At 47.4% G+C, this 16387-nt stretch carries 15 protein-coding genes; 3 read left to right on the top strand and 12 right to left on the bottom strand.

All coding sequences use genetic code 11. From position 1 onward, the window contains the following. A partial coding sequence (locus HU824_RS17055) for a TraM recognition domain-containing protein (RefSeq protein WP_255260553.1) occupies nucleotides 1-1427 on the top strand: 1427 nt, incomplete at its 5' end. Between the two features lie 43 nt (nucleotides 1428-1470). On the opposite strand, the gene HU824_RS17050 is transcribed toward HU824_RS17055, so the two are convergent. The 4 genes from HU824_RS17050 to HU824_RS17035 all read right to left on the bottom strand — a co-directional run bounded on the left by HU824_RS17050 (nucleotide 1471) and on the right by HU824_RS17035 (nucleotide 5028). Continuing rightward, nucleotides 1471-2487 (bottom strand): nucleotidyl transferase AbiEii/AbiGii toxin family protein, encoded by a 1017-nt coding sequence (locus HU824_RS17050; protein WP_117749022.1) that lies wholly within the window; start codon nucleotides 2485-2487, stop codon nucleotides 1471-1473. Between the two features lie 9 nt (nucleotides 2488-2496). After that, nucleotides 2497-3198, bottom strand: a complete 702-nt coding sequence (locus HU824_RS17045) for a DUF6088 family protein (RefSeq protein ID WP_011202384.1) — start codon at nucleotides 3196-3198, stop codon at nucleotides 2497-2499. A 680-nt stretch (nucleotides 3199-3878) separates the two neighbouring features. Beyond that, nucleotides 3879-4289, bottom strand: a complete 411-nt coding sequence (locus tag HU824_RS17040; protein ID WP_117749024.1) for a hypothetical protein — start codon at nucleotides 4287-4289, stop codon at nucleotides 3879-3881. A gap of 154 nt (nucleotides 4290-4443) precedes the next feature. Then, nucleotides 4444-5028, bottom strand: coding sequence for a Crp/Fnr family transcriptional regulator (locus HU824_RS17035; protein WP_117749025.1), 585 nt, complete (start codon nucleotides 5026-5028; stop codon nucleotides 4444-4446). 474 nt (nucleotides 5029-5502) lie between these two features. Between HU824_RS17035 and HU824_RS17030 the strand changes: the two genes are divergently transcribed. Then, nucleotides 5503-6807 (top strand): DUF3945 domain-containing protein, encoded by a 1305-nt coding sequence (locus tag HU824_RS17030; protein ID WP_176469479.1) that lies wholly within the window; start codon nucleotides 5503-5505, stop codon nucleotides 6805-6807. 25 nt (nucleotides 6808-6832) lie between these two features. Further along, nucleotides 6833-8920: a type IA DNA topoisomerase gene (locus HU824_RS17025; protein WP_175271156.1), complete on the top strand. Its 2088-nt coding sequence runs from the start codon at nucleotides 6833-6835 to the stop codon at nucleotides 8918-8920. A 96-nt stretch (nucleotides 8921-9016) separates the two neighbouring features. Here the strand turns inward: HU824_RS17025 and HU824_RS17020 are convergent, their stop codons facing one another. From HU824_RS17020 to HU824_RS16985, 8 genes are all read right to left on the bottom strand, one after another. After that, nucleotides 9017-9535, bottom strand: coding sequence for a dihydrofolate reductase family protein (locus tag HU824_RS17020; protein ID WP_016274255.1), 519 nt, complete (start codon nucleotides 9533-9535; stop codon nucleotides 9017-9019). A gap of 405 nt (nucleotides 9536-9940) precedes the next feature. Further along, the gene (locus HU824_RS17015; protein WP_176469478.1) at nucleotides 9941-12013 is read right to left on the bottom strand and encodes a bifunctional DNA primase/helicase; all 2073 of its coding nucleotides are present in this window, start codon (nucleotides 12011-12013) and stop codon (nucleotides 9941-9943) included. Beyond that, nucleotides 11976-12335, bottom strand: a complete 360-nt coding sequence (locus HU824_RS17010) for a helix-turn-helix domain-containing protein (protein WP_016274257.1) — start codon at nucleotides 12333-12335, stop codon at nucleotides 11976-11978. The genes HU824_RS17015 and HU824_RS17010 overlap by 38 nt, the downstream gene beginning before the upstream one ends. A 104-nt stretch (nucleotides 12336-12439) precedes the next feature. Beyond that, on the bottom strand, nucleotides 12440-13342 hold the full coding sequence (locus HU824_RS17005) for an RteC domain-containing protein (RefSeq protein ID WP_016274258.1): 903 nt from the start codon (nucleotides 13340-13342) through the stop codon (nucleotides 12440-12442). Between the two features lie 31 nt (nucleotides 13343-13373). Further along, entirely contained in the window at nucleotides 13374-14216 is an 843-nt protein-coding gene (locus HU824_RS17000; protein ID WP_016274259.1) for an AraC family transcriptional regulator, read from the bottom strand. 28 nt (nucleotides 14217-14244) lie between these two features. Further along, nucleotides 14245-14703, bottom strand: a complete 459-nt coding sequence (locus tag HU824_RS16995; RefSeq protein WP_016274260.1) for a hypothetical protein — start codon at nucleotides 14701-14703, stop codon at nucleotides 14245-14247. Nucleotides 14704-14717: 14 nt separating this feature from the next. After that, nucleotides 14718-14912 carry a hypothetical protein gene (locus HU824_RS16990; protein WP_016274261.1) on the bottom strand — a complete coding sequence of 65 codons (195 nt, stop codon included), beginning with the start codon at nucleotides 14910-14912 and terminating at the stop codon, nucleotides 14718-14720. A gap of 565 nt (nucleotides 14913-15477) precedes the next feature. Then, nucleotides 15478-16134 carry a hypothetical protein gene (locus HU824_RS16985; RefSeq protein ID WP_016274263.1) on the bottom strand — a complete coding sequence of 219 codons (657 nt, stop codon included), beginning with the start codon at nucleotides 16132-16134 and terminating at the stop codon, nucleotides 15478-15480. Between the last annotated feature and the right edge of the window lie 253 nt (nucleotides 16135-16387).

Below are 16387 nucleotides of genomic sequence, written 5' to 3'. Positions count from 1 at the left end.
CAAGGCATAGACTGAATATCAAAACGGAGAGCCGGATACGCTGGAAGGTGTACGTCCGGTTCGGAGGCGAGTATTTGGAAACCGGTCATGATTATATGACACGGCGCCGGGTGCTTAGCCTACATTACAAGTTTCCCGACCTTTCAGAAATTGCTTACAATCACCTGCTTACACATTTGTGCGGCTACAAGGTAAAGCCTAAGTTTTACGTTATCAACTTTGACGACCCCCGCAAGAGCCACCGATGCAATCCGATAAACGCCAGCTTTATGTCGGACATTGCGGATGCCTATGAAGCGAGCTACACGATTATGCTTAACCTTAATCGAAGCTGGATAAGCAAGCAGGGCGACTTCTTCGTGGAAAGCCCGATTATTCTTTTGGCAGCTATAATTTGGTATCTCCGTATCTATCAGGGTGGTAAATATTGCACATTCCCGCACGCCATTGAACTGTTGAACAAGAAATACGCCGATGTGTTCACCATTTTGCGCAGTTATCCCGAACTGGAAAATTATCTTTCCCCGTTCGTAGATGCTTGGGAATCAGATGCCCAAGAGCAGTTGCAGGGGCAGATTGCCAGTGCGAAAATTCCGCTTTCAAGGATGATTTCACCCGCCCTTTACTGGGTAATGACGGGCGATGATTTTTCACTCGACATCAACAACCCGAAAGAGCCTAAAATCTTGGTTGTCGGCAATAACCCTGACCGTCAGAATATCTATTCGGCGGCATTGGGACTGTATAATTCCCGTATCGTGAAGCTGATAAACAAGAAAGGTCAGCTTAAAAGTTCGGTGATAATAGACGAGTTGCCAACGATTTATTTTCGTGGTCTTGACAATCTTATTGCAACCGCCCGAAGCAACAAGGTTGCGGTTCTGCTGGGCTTTCAGGATTACAGCCAGCTTACCCGTGATTACGGGGACAAGGAAAGCCGGGTGATACAAAATACTGTGGGTAACGTGTTCAGCGGTCAAGTGGTCGGTGAGACGGCGAAAATCCTGTCCGAGCGTTTCGGAAAGGTGTTGCAGAAACGGCAGAGCATGACAATCAACCAGCGGGAAAAATCCATCTCGATAAGCACCCAAATGGACAGCCTGATACCCGCCAGCAAAATATCCAACCTCACGCAAGGTATGTTCGTGGGTGCTGTGGCAGACAACTTCGATGAACGGATAGAACAGAAGATTTTCCACTGTGAAATCGTGGTGGACAATGAAAAGGTGAAGCGGGAAACCGCCCGTTACGTGAAGCTGCCGCAGATAATAGACTTCACCGACAAGGACGGCAACGACCGGATGCAGGAGGAGATACAAGCCAACTATGACCGCATCCGTCAGGAAGTCCGACAGATTGTCGAGGACGAGATAACCCGGATTAAGAATGACCCGGAGCTATGCCACTTGATTAAGGAGGAAGAATAGCTGTATATAATAATGTATGGAGTGAAGAACAGCCGATGTAGCTTTACGGTTGTTCTTCATTTTGCTTTTTGGTGCGGTAGGCTTCAAAACGCACTAATATTTCGTGCAGGTTCTTCAATGCTTCCACAGCCTTGCCTATCGGCGGCATCTTGCTTTTGTCGAAAGTCAGTTTCTTCAAATCGGTAGTGTATGCCGTAGCCACTTCGGGCAACGCCATGACCGCTTCGGCATCCTTGAATATCGGTGCATCAGCCAGCGACAAGTGCGAACGGGAGTTTTTATTTAGTCCGTCCTCTATCGTCACCCGGTACATGGCATCCAAGAAATCTTCCGAATGTAGGTAATCGTTATATTCCTGATTGTGGTAGAGTGCCGACAAGTCGTAAACGTCACGGATATGCTTTGCCAACAGTGCGGCTGCATCCTCATTGTAAGACAGCTTTACCAGCCTTGAAACCTTGTCGCAGATAGTCTTTCGGGGGTTGATACACTGCGTTTCAAAACTTTCCAGCCCGTAGGTGCTTATCAGTTCCTCTTGCCCGATGCTTTCAAGAAAGGCGGTTACAATCGGTTTGATAACCCGCTTGTCCGCCGGGTAGAACATCAGTTTTTTGTCCGGCAGGTCACAGGATTTTATCTCTACTTCCAAATGTTCTTTCAGTCCCACGCCTTGAAATACATTGTCATACGAGAAATACAGTTTACGGTAATTACCGCCCGTTTCCGACAAATCTTCCTTGTATATGTCACTATTGAGTTCGGCTATGTATTTGGAAAGTTTCTTGTTCAATGTCTTTTCTGCCTGCTTGGACGCACCTTTATCACCCGTGAACACGAACAAGTCCAAATCTTCCGAGAAACGTTCTATCAGCCCGTAGGCTTTGGAAAGTGAAGTTCCGCCTTTGAAGTAGGTCTTATCCGCATATTCGGACATGGAAATATCCCGCAGTATCTTCGATACCCAGTAATCCTTTTCCACGTGCGACTGCTCGTAGCCGAAATGTTCAGCCGCCAGTGCGATGATTTCCTTGAACGCTTCCTTGTCCGAATGTAAATTCATATTTCTGTCCTATGCCGTTTTATAATCCAAGTTGAACCGTGTCGTGGGAAGAATGGTCTTTGCCATTTCTGTTTGCAACACGGTTTGTCTGATGTCGCCCAGTATATCCGCCACCACCTTTCTGACACGTGGCGGGTAACTTTTCGCCAAAGATACGATTTTTTCCAGTTCCGGCAGGCTGTACCCGTTGAAATATTGGCTTTTGACCCGGTTGTAGATGTCCTGCCCGGTTGTTCCGGGTATGCGCTTCATGTCCTTTATCGCATCGAGCAGCCGCAAGTACGGGACAAGGCTTTCATCCGGGTAGTCCATGCAGTAGGCTTTCACGCACTCTATATCCAAGTTCTTGAAACGGAAACGGCGAACCGGGTTAGGAGTGGCTATCGTTATGGTTGTGGCAACCTGTTCGGTCAGTCCCATTTTGTTATAGATGTAAGCCCCCGTGATATAGCCGTTCAGTTTTTCAGTCAGGTAGCGGAACTGTTCATCCTGATAGACAGGCAACTTTCCCAGCCCCAGCACTGATTTCTTGGGACGGTAGTACGCCCCCTTTTCAACCCGTACCAGTACCCCTTTGCGGCTCTGTTCGGAGAGCAGCACCGCAACATTGGCGGTCTTTTCCGTTTCAAACGATAAATCCCGGAACGTGAATATACGCCCGGTATCTATCCGTTCAATCTGCCCAAGTATCTCTTTCCTGAATGAAGCCATATTTATGTCCTTTGTTTCTATATGCAAAGATAGTATATTATGTAATCACCTGCAAAAACATAACAAAGATTTTGCCGAAGATGTTTTCTTTTTGTCGTGTCACCTGATAATAGAAGAATAACGGAAACTCAATCAAAGGCTTGCCAAACGCTTCACAAATGGCTCACAAGTATAATGCGATTTTTGTAAAATGCTGATTATAAGCCGAAAACAATATATACAAATGGCTCACAAATGGCTCGTTTAAAGCAAGCGATTAACTTCGGTCTGTACCCGTTTTAAATCTCCAACCAACAGTTGGAGATTTACCGCACCCGGATAATTTCAAGCTCCGCAGGACAAATTCGGGCATCCCTTGCCCCCGTTTTTAGTCGCTATCTGTAGACTGGACTATTATTATACCATTCAATAATCAAATCATTATCGTTATTATGGACATTTAAAGTGAAAAAGATATTCCTATAATGATTAAAGCAATAGATGCAAATATGTATCTATATCTTTTTGTAGAAAACATTGCTCCTATACAAGAGATAGATACAGCAAATTGCATACATTTTAAACTTAACTCTGTAGTCTTAAATATACACATAGACAAAAAAGATAATGCCAAAACAAATAGTATAACATTCAATATATATTTCAGTTTCATATTACTTTTAATGTTCCCATGGTTCAGTTTAATCTATTTTCTCTAATTCAATTGTAGCTACTTTCTCTTTATCCGGACTAATTTCATTCTGTATAATGGTTATATGTTTTTGGGTATAGCTTTTGATAATCCAAGGGGCTCCACCCAAATATAAAGCATTGCTATTAAAGGTGATATATTTCCCTTCTATTGTATAAGTAATATCAATTTCATCGTAACCTTCCCAATTTACTTTTCCTTTCCGAGTATCTATAAATTGCATACCGACCCCCATATTTTGTACTGTCCACGCCTCACAATGCCCTGTTCCACGCCATGAAGTCTGATAAAGTGCTTCGGGGGTTAATTCATTTGTCTGTTCATTATCATCATCGCAGCTTATAAAACTGAATGTACATAGGAATAGCATAAATATTCCAAGAATTTCTTTTGTTTTCATATTCTCTTTTTTATCTCTTGTTTAACTCATTCAATCTTTATTTTGTTTCTTCGTTGAACCAACCAAAGATAAGACAAAGATAAAAAGAAGAATCCTTTGGCAAATTAAGACGCTCTTGGAATATTGTTATGAATGCAAATTTCTAAACCTATGTTTATTTTTTGTTGTCAAAACTTTGCTTGCGTCTTATTCGGCTCATGTGTACGGGTGTAATTTTGAGGTAGGATGCTATTTCTTTTAGTGATACCATTTGGAGGATTGCAGGGCATTTTTTTAAAAGTTGGAGGTAACGCTCTTCCGGTGTGAATCTGAATAAATCCAAATAACGTGAATATGATTGGAAATACATCTGTTCGGCTGCGATACGGGCTATCTGTTGGCTTTCTTTGTTCTCCTCGAATTTTTGCTGTAAGAATGCAGAAGAACAGATGTAAATCTCGCACGGGATTATCGCCTGTATATTCAATTCTGATTTCATGCCATATAAGCAAGTGGGATAATCGGCTATAAATTCATTTGAAAAGGAAAAACCGACATTATACGGCTTGTTTTCTGTCCGGTTGGTGCAACTGTATTTGACTACACCTGACAAGATAAACCCGAAGAAAGAACAGGCATCACCTTCATGGAGAATAAACTCATTCTTTTTATAATGTCGTAACTCTCCATGTTTCAGACACAACTCCTTGAAGAAATCTATGTCTATGTTACTCATATATGAGTTGAATTCGGCTATCATTTGTATATAAGAGAAATGTTTAGAGGTTTTATCCCGATTTAGTTACCGCAACCGGGTAATTACACTAAATAGTTGATTTTCTTTTGTTTTCTGCGGATGCAAAGGTACAAAAGAAAATGATATTTCAGACAGTCTTTTCCGTTTCAAACGACAAATCCCGGAACCTGAATATACGCCCAGTATCTATCCGTTCAATCTGCCCAAGTATCTCTTTTCTGAATGAAGCCATATTTATGTTCCTTGATTTTATTTACAAAGATAGTGTGATATAATTACCATGTAAAAACATAATGAATATTTTGCTGGTGATATTCTAAATTCTGCGAATAATGTTCGCAGTAATTACCGTACCCGGACAATTTCAGACACCGCAGGACAAATTCGGACAGCCCTTGCCGCCCGTCCAAATATAGCATATTTAGTCGCTACCTTTGGGCGGGACTATTCCCGTAACCGCTAAAATTTCAATTATTTATGACAAACAGAATGACCCCGCCCGCAGAGGGGCAGGAAAAAGACGTGCTGCTGGTCTTGGATAAACAGCAGGGCAAGGTGAGTGCCGTTAAGGGTATCGACAAGGAGGGTAATTTGCAGACCGTGCCGCCGACACACGGCGGCGAGTTCATGCAGGTGGACAAGAACAGCGATGTGTTCAGCAATTTCATTTCCAATTTCTTCCGCAAGTTCCAGGACACTTCCGGGCTGGAACTGTTCAGTGTCAAGGCTTCCGAAGCGGAGCAGAACGCAAAGGCAATCGAGGACAACCACCGCAACCCGACACCGGAGGGTGACAAGCGGGCTGAAATGCTTCGAGTTCCGAAGCCCGACTTCCACGAGTTCAAGCAGGGCTACCGCTTCGACCCGGCAAAAATCGACTGGGAGAACCTGAAAAAAGTCGGCATCACCGCCGACACCCTGAAAAACACGAGGGACTTCGACCGGGTGATGCGTGGCTACAAGTCCCGCAACACCTACACCGTTTCGGGAACGGTGGGCGGCTTCTACCTCAAACCTACCGATGTCAAGCTGTCTTTCTATCAGGCTAAGGACGGCACGGTAGTACCCAAGCTGCACGGCGTGCAGCAGGACGAGAAACTGTTGCAACGCCCGTTCCATGAACACGGGTTCACCAAGCAGGAACAGGGCAACTTGCAAGGCACTGGCAACTTGGGCGGCATCGCTGAAATCAAAGACCCGAAAAGCGGCGAGCAAATCCCCGTGTTCGTCAGCCGGGACAGGTACACGCACGAACTGGAGTATATGCGGGCTGACAAGTGGAAATGCCCCGACACCATTTGCGGCGTGAAAGTCAGCCCGGAGCAGAAAGCCGCCTTTGAAGCCGGGCAAGCGGTGAAAATGGAAAACCTGCAATTCAGGGACGGCACGAAGCGCAGTGCCTATTTGCAGGTCAGCGCGGTGGAGCGTGGCTTGGAGTTCCTGCCGAGGTCTGCCGTCCAGTTCTTGCAGCAGGGACAGCAGCCCGCAGAGCAGCAGGTAGCCGGGTTAAAGGACGGCAAGGGCGTTGAGTTCAACGGTCATGTGCAGCCCGGCGCACAGGGCAAATCTCCCGACAAGGTGCAGCCGAAAGACGTTACCCCCGCCACCGAGAGCCGGACGCAGGTAGCGGTCAATTCGGAGGGCAAGACCAACGAAGCCACCAAACAGGGCAAAGAGCCGCTGAAACAGGGTCAGGACAAACCCACCGCCAAGCAGAAAGAGAAGCAGGACAAGAGCCTGAAAGCGGACAAAACCAAGAAGTCCAGAGGAATGAAAATGTAGTACCCACCTTAAAAAGTAAAGAATTATGATTGCATTGATAGCAGAGAAGCCCAGCATGGCAAAGGATATCGCCCGCATCGTCGGTGCGACCCAGCGTAATGACGGTTATCTTTCCGGCAACGGGTATATGGTGACATGGGCGTTCGGCCACTTAATCCAGCTTGCCATGCCGGAAGCCTACGGCGTGGCGAACTTCCGCCGGGAGAGCCTGCCCATACTGCCGCCCGATTTCCAGCTAATCCCCCGTCAGGTGAAAGCGGAGAAAGGCTACAAGGCAGACCCCGGCGTTCTGAAACAGTTGAAAGTGATAAAGGAAGTGTTCGACCAGTGCGACAAGATTATTGTCGCCACCGATGCCGGGCGTGAGGGCGAATTGATACACCGTTACATCTATAACTATTTGGGCTGTACCAAGCCCTTTGTGCGCCTGTGGATAAGCAGCCTTACCGACAAGGCAATCCGTGAGGGGCTGGAAAACCTGCAACCGGGAGAGCGTTACGATAACCTCTACCTCTCTGCCAAGTCCCGCAGCGAAGCGGACTGGCTGATAGGAATAAACGCCACCCAAGCGTTGAGCGTAGCCGCCGGGCAGGGGGTGTTCTCGCTGGGCAGGGTGCAGACACCCACGCTCGTGATGATATGCAGCCGCTATTTGGAGAACAAGAATTTCGTACCCGCCAAGTTTTGGCAACTCAAAGCGGCGACCGCCAGCGGGGGAATAAGTTTCACCGCCCAATCGACCGCCAAGTGGGAACAGCAGCCCGAAGCCATAGCCGCCCTGCAACGGGTTAAGGATGCCGGACAACTTGCCGTGAAATCCGTTGAGAGGAAAGAAGCCAACCAAGAACCGCCCCTTTTGTACGACCTTACCACGCTGCAAAAGGAAGCGAACACGAAGCTGAACTTTTCGGCTGACAAGACGCTTTCCGTAGCGCAAAGCCTGTATGAAAAGAAAGTGATGTCCTACCCGAGAACCGGAAGCCGCTATATATCGGAGGACGTTTTCGATGAAATGCCGGAGCGTGTCGCCCTGTTAGGGCAATACCCCCGCTTTGCCGGGTATGCCGCCGGGCTGGACGGCACACCCCTGAACCGCCGCAGCGTGAATGACGGCAAAGTGACCGACCACCACGCCTTAATCATTACTGAGAACCTGCCCGGCGAACTCTCCAAAGACGAGCGGGCGGTTTACGAGCTGGTAGCCGGGCGTATGCTGGAAGCCTTTTCGGGCAAGTGCGTGAAAGACGTTACCACCGCCATATTGTCGGCTGGAGATACTGACTTCACGGTAAAAGGGTCTGTGATGAAAGTAACTGGGTGGCGTGCCGTGTTCGGCGAACAGGAAACGGGCGGGGATGAAGAAGCCGCCAGCCTGCCGCCGCTCCAAGAGGGCGAAAGCCTGCCGATTTCCAACGTGGAACTGTTGGAGAAGCAGACCAAGCCGAAACCGCTGCACACGGAAAGCAGCCTGCTTGCCACAATGGAGAACGCCGGAAAGGAACTGGAAGATGCCGAGCTGAAAGCCAGCCTGAAAGATGCCGGGATAGGCACGCCCGCCACCCGTGCGGCGATTATCGAAACGCTGTTCACCCGCCAGTACATCGTGCGTGAGAAGAAGAACCTTGTGCCTACCGACAAGGGGCTTGCCGTTTACAAGATAGTCAAGGACAAGAAGATTGCCGATGTCGAAATGACGGGTATGTGGGAAACCGCCCTTGCCAAGATAGAAGCGGGCAGTATGGATGCTGACACGTTCCGAAAGGGTATCGAGGTGTACGCAACGCAAATCACGGCGGAACTGCTATCGGTGCAGTTGTCTGTCGCCAATGGCGAAACTTGTTCCTGTCCCAAATGCAATAACGGGCGCATCCTGTTCTACCCGAAAGTGGCGAAGTGTTCCAACGTGGACTGCACGCTTACCATATTCCGCAACAAGTGCGACAAGCAGCTTTCCGACAAGCAGATTATCGAGCTGGTGACGAAACGCAAGACCGGGCTAATCAAGGGCTTCAAGGGCAAGAACGGCAAGGCTTTCGATGCTTCGCTGGTGCTGGACGAGCAATTCAATATCGGTTTTTCATTCCCCGAAAAGAAAGCGAAACCGAAGAAATAGCCTATCTTTGCCGCTGAAATTTCATTGTGATAGGTTTTACAACTTATAATAATTGAAATTTTAGTGGTTGCGCCCGGCGGGAACCGGGCGCATTTTTTATACGCTCCCGCCAAACAGGTAGGTCGAACAGACCACCCCGTTATCCAGCACCCTGCTTTCCGAGAGTTTCCAATGTGAGCCGAATGTTTCCCCGATAAAGCCGATGCCTTTGCCCGCCATGACTGGGACGGTGTATATTGTCAGGATGTCCAACAACCCGGCTTTAATCAATGAAGTAAGCAGCTTGCCGCCGCCCACCACCAGCATGGCGGTTTCCTGTTTCAATTCATAAATTCTTTGCAGCGGTTCTTCGGTCAGGAACTCCACGCCGCAGTCCGGCGTCACGTTGGTGTCGTAGTGTGACACCACAAAAGACCGTTTGCTTTTGTGCGGCCACCCGCCCCAGTGTTCAAAGATGTAGTTGTAGGTGTTCGCCCCCATAAGCAGGCAGCTTGCGGCGGCGTGTTCCCTTGCCGCCAGTTCCTTGACCTCACGGGGCATCCAGTCCAGTTCATAGTCCGGCGTGGCGGTATGCCCGTCCAGCGATACGGCGATGTGCGCTTTGATTTGTTCCATATTGTCAGGTATTAAAGTGATATAAATCCCTACTGTCTTTGCACGTTAGCCGCCACCTAAAAAGAAAGCGTGGCATGACGCTGTTTCAAAGTAGAGGTACTGGCATACCCAAATGTGGAAACAGTGCAGCCACGCTATGACAAACGCATAGCATATCCTGCGCTGAATATCCCCACATTTTGAAAAGTGCCAGTTTTCTACTTTGGGACGTTCGGCGAACGTATATGTTATATATAAAGGCAATATTCCGGCAACCGCCGTCCAACTGCCGTTACTTTTCCGTGTAACTTCTGCAAAGTTAAGCAAATACCCTGAATTTTCACGTGCAAACAGAAAAAATCCTGCCGTGTTTCACAACAGGGCAGGACACAAGCACCTAAAAATACACAAGTTCAGCCCATACGCCTACGGGCAGCTTGTGTTCCTTTGAAGATTATATGAACCTATGACAAAACAGCTTTGGTTCGCCGTGTCTTTGGTGATGATGTCCCTTTCCCGCATGAAGCGGATATAGCTCTTTGCGGTGCGCTCCTTGATGTCCAAGACCTGCTGCAACTGCTCGCAAAGGTCTATGTAGGTGATGCGTGTCTGCCGCCCGAAGATGTCACGTGCGACATTCACCAGTTCCCTTTCCTTGCGCTTCTCCTTTTCCTCACGGGGTTTCTCCCCTTTGTACACGTGCATCCCCGCTTCCTTGTCCCATGCAAAGAGCATCAGCGGCACGTCCAGCGGGCTTCCGTCCCTTACTTTCAGGGCTTTTACCACCGACTGGGCGGGTTCATCGTCTTTCTCTATCGAAAGGATTGTAGCCGCCTTGCGCTGCAACTCGCTGCCCAAATGTCCCCGCAGTTTCAAACCGTTGGGGACGAAGTGCAGCACGCACAGAATACACGTGTTGTAGATGCCCGCCAGCCGATAAAGTTCATCTATCACCGCCACGCTTTCCGCTTCATCGTTGGCACTTTTCACAAGGTCGGCGATGCCGTCAATGACGACCAACTGGATGCCGCCGTACTGGTAGTAGAACTTATCCATGCTCTGCACAATGGCGTTCAAGCGTTCTTTGCGTGACATACCCGTCAGACAGAACGCTTTCAGCTCATCGGGTTTGTCCTGCTGCCCCGCTCGTGCCAGCAGGTTGCTTACATTCTTGAACAGTTGCACTTCCGACTGTTCGGTGTCATAGAGCAAGACCGCCTTATGCCTGCCGTTGGCGGTTATCTGTATGCCCAGCGTATCTATGTCCGCACCAGCCGGGCAGATGCAGCCCGCCACGATTGCGGCTACATAATTGCTCTTTCCCGTTCCCTCGCCCCCGGTGATGCCGAACAGGTTGCCTTGTGTCCCTAACGGAACGTCACCCGCCGAAATAATTTCTTGCGCTTTGGCGGGCGGGTTGTTGAAATCTATTTCGCACGATTTAAGCATAATCAATGTGTCGCTATACAGGTTGTCTAAAAATTCGATAAACAGTTTCAGGAAATCTTCACGGGTGTTCCCGGCTTTGAAGTAGTCGGATATGTCCTTTTCCTCTTTCGTTCCCGGAAGCGGCAGCAGCAGGCGTTTCACTCCAAATTCTTCCAGTAGTTTTTCCTGCTTGCGTGAACTTTCCCTGCCCGTCTTGTCCATGTCAAAGAGCAGGACGATGTGCTTGAAGCGGAACGTCAGCCTATAAACCAGCGTGGGCGGTATCGTCACCGTTTCGCTGTTGAAGCAGATAGCGTGAAAACCATGCGCCGCCAGTGAAAGTACGTCTTTCTCGCCGCCTGTGATGAATAGCGTGTCACCTTTGGCGGGCAGTTGCTCCAGCCCGAAACAGTAGTTTTCGCCGAAGCTGCCGCCGTAGAGGAAGCGGGGTGTGGAGAACGGGCGGTACAGTTTGATGTGCTGTTTGCCCTTGTAGCCGTATATGGGTTCTGCCACCGATGAAGTGTAGGTGTACGGCTTCCCCTCTGCCGTTTCACTATTGTATTCCCAGAGCGAACAGACCTTGTAATATTCCAGCAGTTCGGGCGTGATGCCGTACTGTTGCCAGTACACCAGTTCGGCAAGCGGAAACTTCTGTTCCCGGAACTGGTAGGGCTTGACAGGCTTTTCGGGCGTTTCTTCGGGTTTGTCCGGCTCTGCCCGGCGGACGGTTGCCGGGGGAATGGAAACCGGGGTGCCGGAAGCCAGCCCCAAGCCCAAATCCCGGTCGATGATTTCCAGTATCTCCACGAAGTCAGCCGCCCGGTTGCAGTCCAGCCCCTTTAACTGCCCCACGAGGAAGAAGCAGTCGCCGCTGTAACTGTCGTTGCCGAAATCTTTCATCTTGTAGATACCGCCCCGGCGGTCGAAATAGATGTTGCAGGAAGCCTTGCTATCCTCGTACAACGGGTTAAGGAAGTTGCGACCTATGCGCCAGTTTCCGGGCAGGTAGTGTTTGAACACCGCCAGCCCGTTACTTGTTCTTTCTAAGATTTCCTCTTTCCTTAGCATACAACTGGTGGTTGGTTATCAGGTTGTCGATGTTCTCCTTGTTGCTCCTTATCAGGCGTTCTTCCAGCATCCGGCGTATCTCGCTGACCTTGTAGAAGTAGCGTCCCCTGATGTTGGAATAGGCGATAGTCCCCGACACCCGCAGGCGTTGCAGGGTCTTTTCGCTTATTTTCAGGAACGTGCAGACCTCGTAGCTGTCCACCCACATATCTTCCTCGCTTTGCCTTGCCGTTTCCGTGTGGTTGAAGATGTAATCGGCAATGGCGGTAATCTTGTTGTCCAGCTCCTTGTAGGCTTTGGACTCGAATGTTATTATTTCCATAATGGTAACTGATTGATTTGCCGCAAAGTTCGGGTGTCCTGAAAAATAAAACGCCACAGGCGAACCCACCTGTGGCGAAATAAATTTTGTTAAAGAACGGTTGCCTAATCCTGCTCCCTCATGCGCAGCAGCAACCTGTCTTTCAGGGTGGAGAGGAAGCCCGTGCGGTCTTTGGTCTTGGCTTTTAGTTCCATGTAGGTGTGGTAGAAGTCGCCGAGGTCGATGTCGAAAACATATTCAAAATAGGCTACAATCTCCTTTATATCAACCGTTCCCTTGTTCAGACAGCCGCAGGCGTCCAGTGCATAGACAAGCTCCACCAACGCCCTTTTCGTCCCCGTCCAGCGCAGCACCTTTCCCGTGAAGCCGTTCTTCACCCGCTTGCGCTGTTCCCGGCGTTCCAGCTCGTGCAGGCGGTTGGTGAGGTATATTTCCAGCAGTTCGTTGGCTAAAATCTTTGCTACCTTGAAGTCGTGACTGGTGCTGAACTGTGGGTCTGTTTCGTAATAGAAACTGTCCACAATGATTTGTATGTCAGGCTTCCCACGCATGAAATACTGCCTGTCCAAGTAGGTGGCTTTCGTGCGGTGGTACTGGTAGAACGCCAAGTTCCGCTGGAACGACTTTGAAATCCGGTCGGTTTCCGACAGCAGGTAGTCCCGCTGCACGTCCTCGCTGCCGCTGGGAAAGCGCACCTCTATCTTGTAAACGGTGTTGTAATAGATGATTTTGCTTGCTAAAAGCGGTTTCAGTTCCTTGAAGAAGTGTATTTCTTCTTCCGTGCTGGCGAACGGGTAGGAGATTATAAAGGTTTTGAGTTCGCCCAGTATCTCTTGCAGGTAGTCCACGCACAGGCGGCAGAGCGTCAGCGTGTCCGCTGCGGTGTCCTCGTATTCCTGTATCTGCCATTCCACTTTTTGAAGCAGTCCGGCGAAGTATGTTTCCAACAGTATCTTATGTTCCATAACCTTGTGCTTATCTTTTGTGAAGCACAAAGTTACGGGCATAAAAAATCTGTTTTATTCTTGATTTTTCACATTACGTTCTTGTAGCTGTGCATTTTCTTGTTTCCTGCGCTTTTCTGCGTATTTCTCCGGGGGTATCTAAAAGATACGCCTTGCAGAAGTCGTTCAGGTTCGATGTCGATGCGAACCCGGTGGTGAACGCCACTTCGGTAAGCGTGAGGTTTGTGTTCGTCAGGTAGTGTTCCACATCCTTTACCCGTTCCTTTATCACCCATTCCTTAGCCGTGTACCCGGTCATTTTCTTTACCTTTCGCCGGAACGAGCCGTATTCCATGCCGCATTTGTCCGCCAGTTGCTCGGCATCATAGACCATGTAGCCTTTCAGACGTACCATTTCGGTGAACGTCTGCCTGCCCAGTTCCGGCAACATCCGTTCGGCGTGGCGCAGCTCCTTTTCCGTCACCAGCAGGCGGTTGTCCCTTACCGGGTTTCTCCGCAGCAGGTGGAAAGCGTGGCATACCGTGTTGTACACGTTGCAGAGGTACTGCCGTCCCGGTCGCATCCAGTGGAGCGCATCGCAGTAGGCGGTCAGTTCGGGTATGTCGTCCCGCTTGCGGTGCTGTTCCGCCAGTTCGTCCAGTATGGCGTAATGTGTTGTGGATATACCCAGCAGGATGATGATTGCCTTGTAGTCCTTGTATGCTGCCAGTGTCGGTGTTTCCGGCAGGCTTTTGAGCGTGTCGCACACGTGGGCGCACAGCCGCACGTCCTTGCTGAACGGTTCAAGTTCCAAGTAGTTGTCCATTTTCCGGCCGTTGTGCAGCAGCCATGTTACCTTTTCGTCCAGTTCCTTGCAGGACGCTTCCAGCTCCACTTCGGGAGCGGGAAGCAATAATGATGTAATCCGTTGTTCCATATCTGATGTTTTATATATGAATGACATATCATTTGTTCCACCTCACGCAATCCGTCCAACCCCATTCATCGAACAGCCATGTTTCTAAGAAGAAAAGTACAAAGGGCAGCAGGAACAGAAAATATGCCTGTACTGCGCTGATATGCTTAGAGCGGCGGTAGCGGTTCAACAATGCCTGTACACGGGCTTTTCTGTATCGTGCAAGAATAAATATACAAATAAGCAAAAACATTGCACCTAAATAGCCAAGATGTAAGGACGACCATTCCGGTACACTGTTAATCAGGAGAAAGTTGCCGGGCAGAACTACTACCCACCACCAATACCAAAACAGCAGTATAAAACCTGACATCCGTCCTATCTTCTTGCCCCAAACCTCTCCCTTGAAATATAGGTAGTCAAAAAAATAGTATCTGTAATTCGTCCGGTTGGCACGTTGCTTCACTCGTTCAAAATAGTTATCTGTCTTTTTTATTCCTTTACTCATATATATTCGATGAATTATGTTCTCCAAAATGCAAAATGAAGCAGGGTAATACCCAGCACAATTCCAAAAAAGACAAGACCTGTCAGGAGAAAGACCCAATCCGAATAATGAAAGTCAATCTTCTTGTAAGGAATGGCGGTTTTCTTCACATACTTGTTCCATGCCCATATAAGAACTTTTCCCAATCTTTCCGCTGTAATATAGCTCATAATTTTTTTTACTTTTCAAATTGTATTCCCTCATACGCTACTAAGCAACAAATAAAAAGTTGCTAATGGTTCAGCAGAGAAACGGCTTATCCGTTATCCTGCGTTGTTAGCTGTATCTATTTTAGAAAATCTAAATCAAAATAATATTGATTGTCATTCTTCGGATTTATGTAAATCTTCGTCATTCCATAGTGTTGCAATAGCATTTCCAATGAAACTTTTTCCTTCAAGATTGCATCACTGCGAAATGTTTTTGTCTTTCCATTGTATTTGGTTGTGTACGTTACGGTGCATATTGTAGTGGACACAATTTGTTCACTATGATAAATGTCAGGGAATAAATAGCCACTGACACCATTCCAAAATTGGATTTCCCATGTATGGAATATCCGAAAGATAGGCTCTTGCATCCTTGATTTCTTGGTATTCCATTTCTGTGTAGTGACTTTACATTGGTTTAAATCAACAAATAATTGTATTCCATGCCTTTTTATTTGTTTTGTAGCCTGTTTTACTCTATATTTATAAATGGTATCACCAATGGTTAGCAGGGAACGGCTTGCCGTTATCCTGCGTGGTTAGCAACCTCTTTAATTCTCACCTGATATTTTTGTAATTGCCATTTTTTATCAATCAACAAATATGTTGCGGACAATTCGTTTTTAGAATCGTCTATTATCCAAGTTAAATCTTGAACTTTAATACCTTGCTCATTGTCTGCAAATCTTTTCTCTTTCGGATTGCCAAATAACTTTATACAATGTTCATAAGATGAAGTTTCTATTACAGATAGTTTATATTGTCCGTTTTCGTTTGGTAGCCATAAATTTTCGATAAGGAATAACCGCATATCCTCTACTAATTCTTTTTCTACTGATTTGAGAACGGGGAGTTTATATATGTATTTATGTATATTAGCAGAGAAAAATGGAAAGAAGTGTTTTCCCATTATTCTTCGCTGCATAGATACATTATCTTTGTATGGATTAAATTCATCCAGTGGCATTATTAAATCCATACCCAACCAATTTACATCTTTTTCATATCTCACTTTCGACCTAATACCTACTGTGGAATATAATGCCCTAAAACAAAACAAGAAAACAAAGTCTATTTCACTATATTTCGTTTCTATAATTCCCGAAAAATCTTTCAAATCATTGCTTATGTCTGAGACCTTGATGTATCCCGGAGAATCCGATGTTATTCTTATTCGTTCCATATTTGTTGATTATATAGTTGCTAATGGCTTGGCGGGGAACGGCGTTAGTCCGTTATCCCGGCTTGTTACCAATATTTTTTTAAGTATTAGCCAAAGATTTCTATTCCTAATTATTAAGAGCAATCTCTTTACCAACAAATATGGCATCACCACATTTCATATAGAAACCATTTTGACCGTTGTATTTCCTAAGAGCATAGGGATATGCAACAATTCCTTTTTGTGGCTTTATACTAATTTCACAACATCCATA

Source organism: Bacteroides sp. L10-4 (assembly GCF_013373675.1).
Taxonomy (GTDB): domain Bacteria; phylum Bacteroidota; class Bacteroidia; order Bacteroidales; family Bacteroidaceae; genus Bacteroides; species Bacteroides muris.
The sequence above is the reverse complement of the archived record's forward strand: the minus strand, read 5'-3'. Positions and strand labels throughout refer to the sequence as shown.

Bases quoted from the DNA above. Each gene is read 5' to 3' on its own strand.
- HU824_RS16990 (WP_016274261.1), bottom strand. From the start codon at position 14,912: ATGAGCTATATTACAGCGGAAAGATTGGGAAAAGTTCTTATATGGGCA.
- HU824_RS17040 (WP_117749024.1), bottom strand. From the start codon at position 4,289: ATGAAAACAAAAGAAATTCTTGGAATATTTATGCTATTCCTATGTACA.
- HU824_RS17010 (WP_016274257.1), bottom strand. From the start codon at position 12,335: ATGGAAATAATAACATTCGAGTCCAAAGCCTACAAGGAGCTGGACAAC.
- HU824_RS17050 (WP_117749022.1), bottom strand. From the start codon at position 2,487: ATGAATTTACATTCGGACAAGGAAGCGTTCAAGGAAATCATCGCACTG.
- HU824_RS17015 (WP_176469478.1), bottom strand. From the start codon at position 12,013: ATGCTAAGGAAAGAGGAAATCTTAGAAAGAACAAGTAACGGGCTGGCG.
- HU824_RS17030 (WP_176469479.1), top strand. From the start codon at position 5,503: ATGACAAACAGAATGACCCCGCCCGCAGAGGGGCAGGAAAAAGACGTG.
- HU824_RS17000 (WP_016274259.1), bottom strand. From the start codon at position 14,216: ATGGAACAACGGATTACATCATTATTGCTTCCCGCTCCCGAAGTGGAG.
- HU824_RS17035 (WP_117749025.1), bottom strand. From the start codon at position 5,028: ATGATAGCCGAATTCAACTCATATATGAGTAACATAGACATAGATTTC.
- HU824_RS17045 (WP_011202384.1), bottom strand. From the start codon at position 3,198: ATGGCTTCATTCAGGAAAGAGATACTTGGGCAGATTGAACGGATAGAT.
- HU824_RS17005 (WP_016274258.1), bottom strand. From the start codon at position 13,342: ATGCCCGTAACTTTGTGCTTCACAAAAGATAAGCACAAGGTTATGGAA.
- HU824_RS17020 (WP_016274255.1), bottom strand. From the start codon at position 9,535: ATGGAACAAATCAAAGCGCACATCGCCGTATCGCTGGACGGGCATACC.
- HU824_RS16995 (WP_016274260.1), bottom strand. From the start codon at position 14,703: ATGAGTAAAGGAATAAAAAAGACAGATAACTATTTTGAACGAGTGAAG.
- HU824_RS17025 (WP_175271156.1), top strand. From the start codon at position 6,833: ATGATTGCATTGATAGCAGAGAAGCCCAGCATGGCAAAGGATATCGCC.
- HU824_RS16985 (WP_016274263.1), bottom strand. From the start codon at position 16,134: ATGGAACGAATAAGAATAACATCGGATTCTCCGGGATACATCAAGGTC.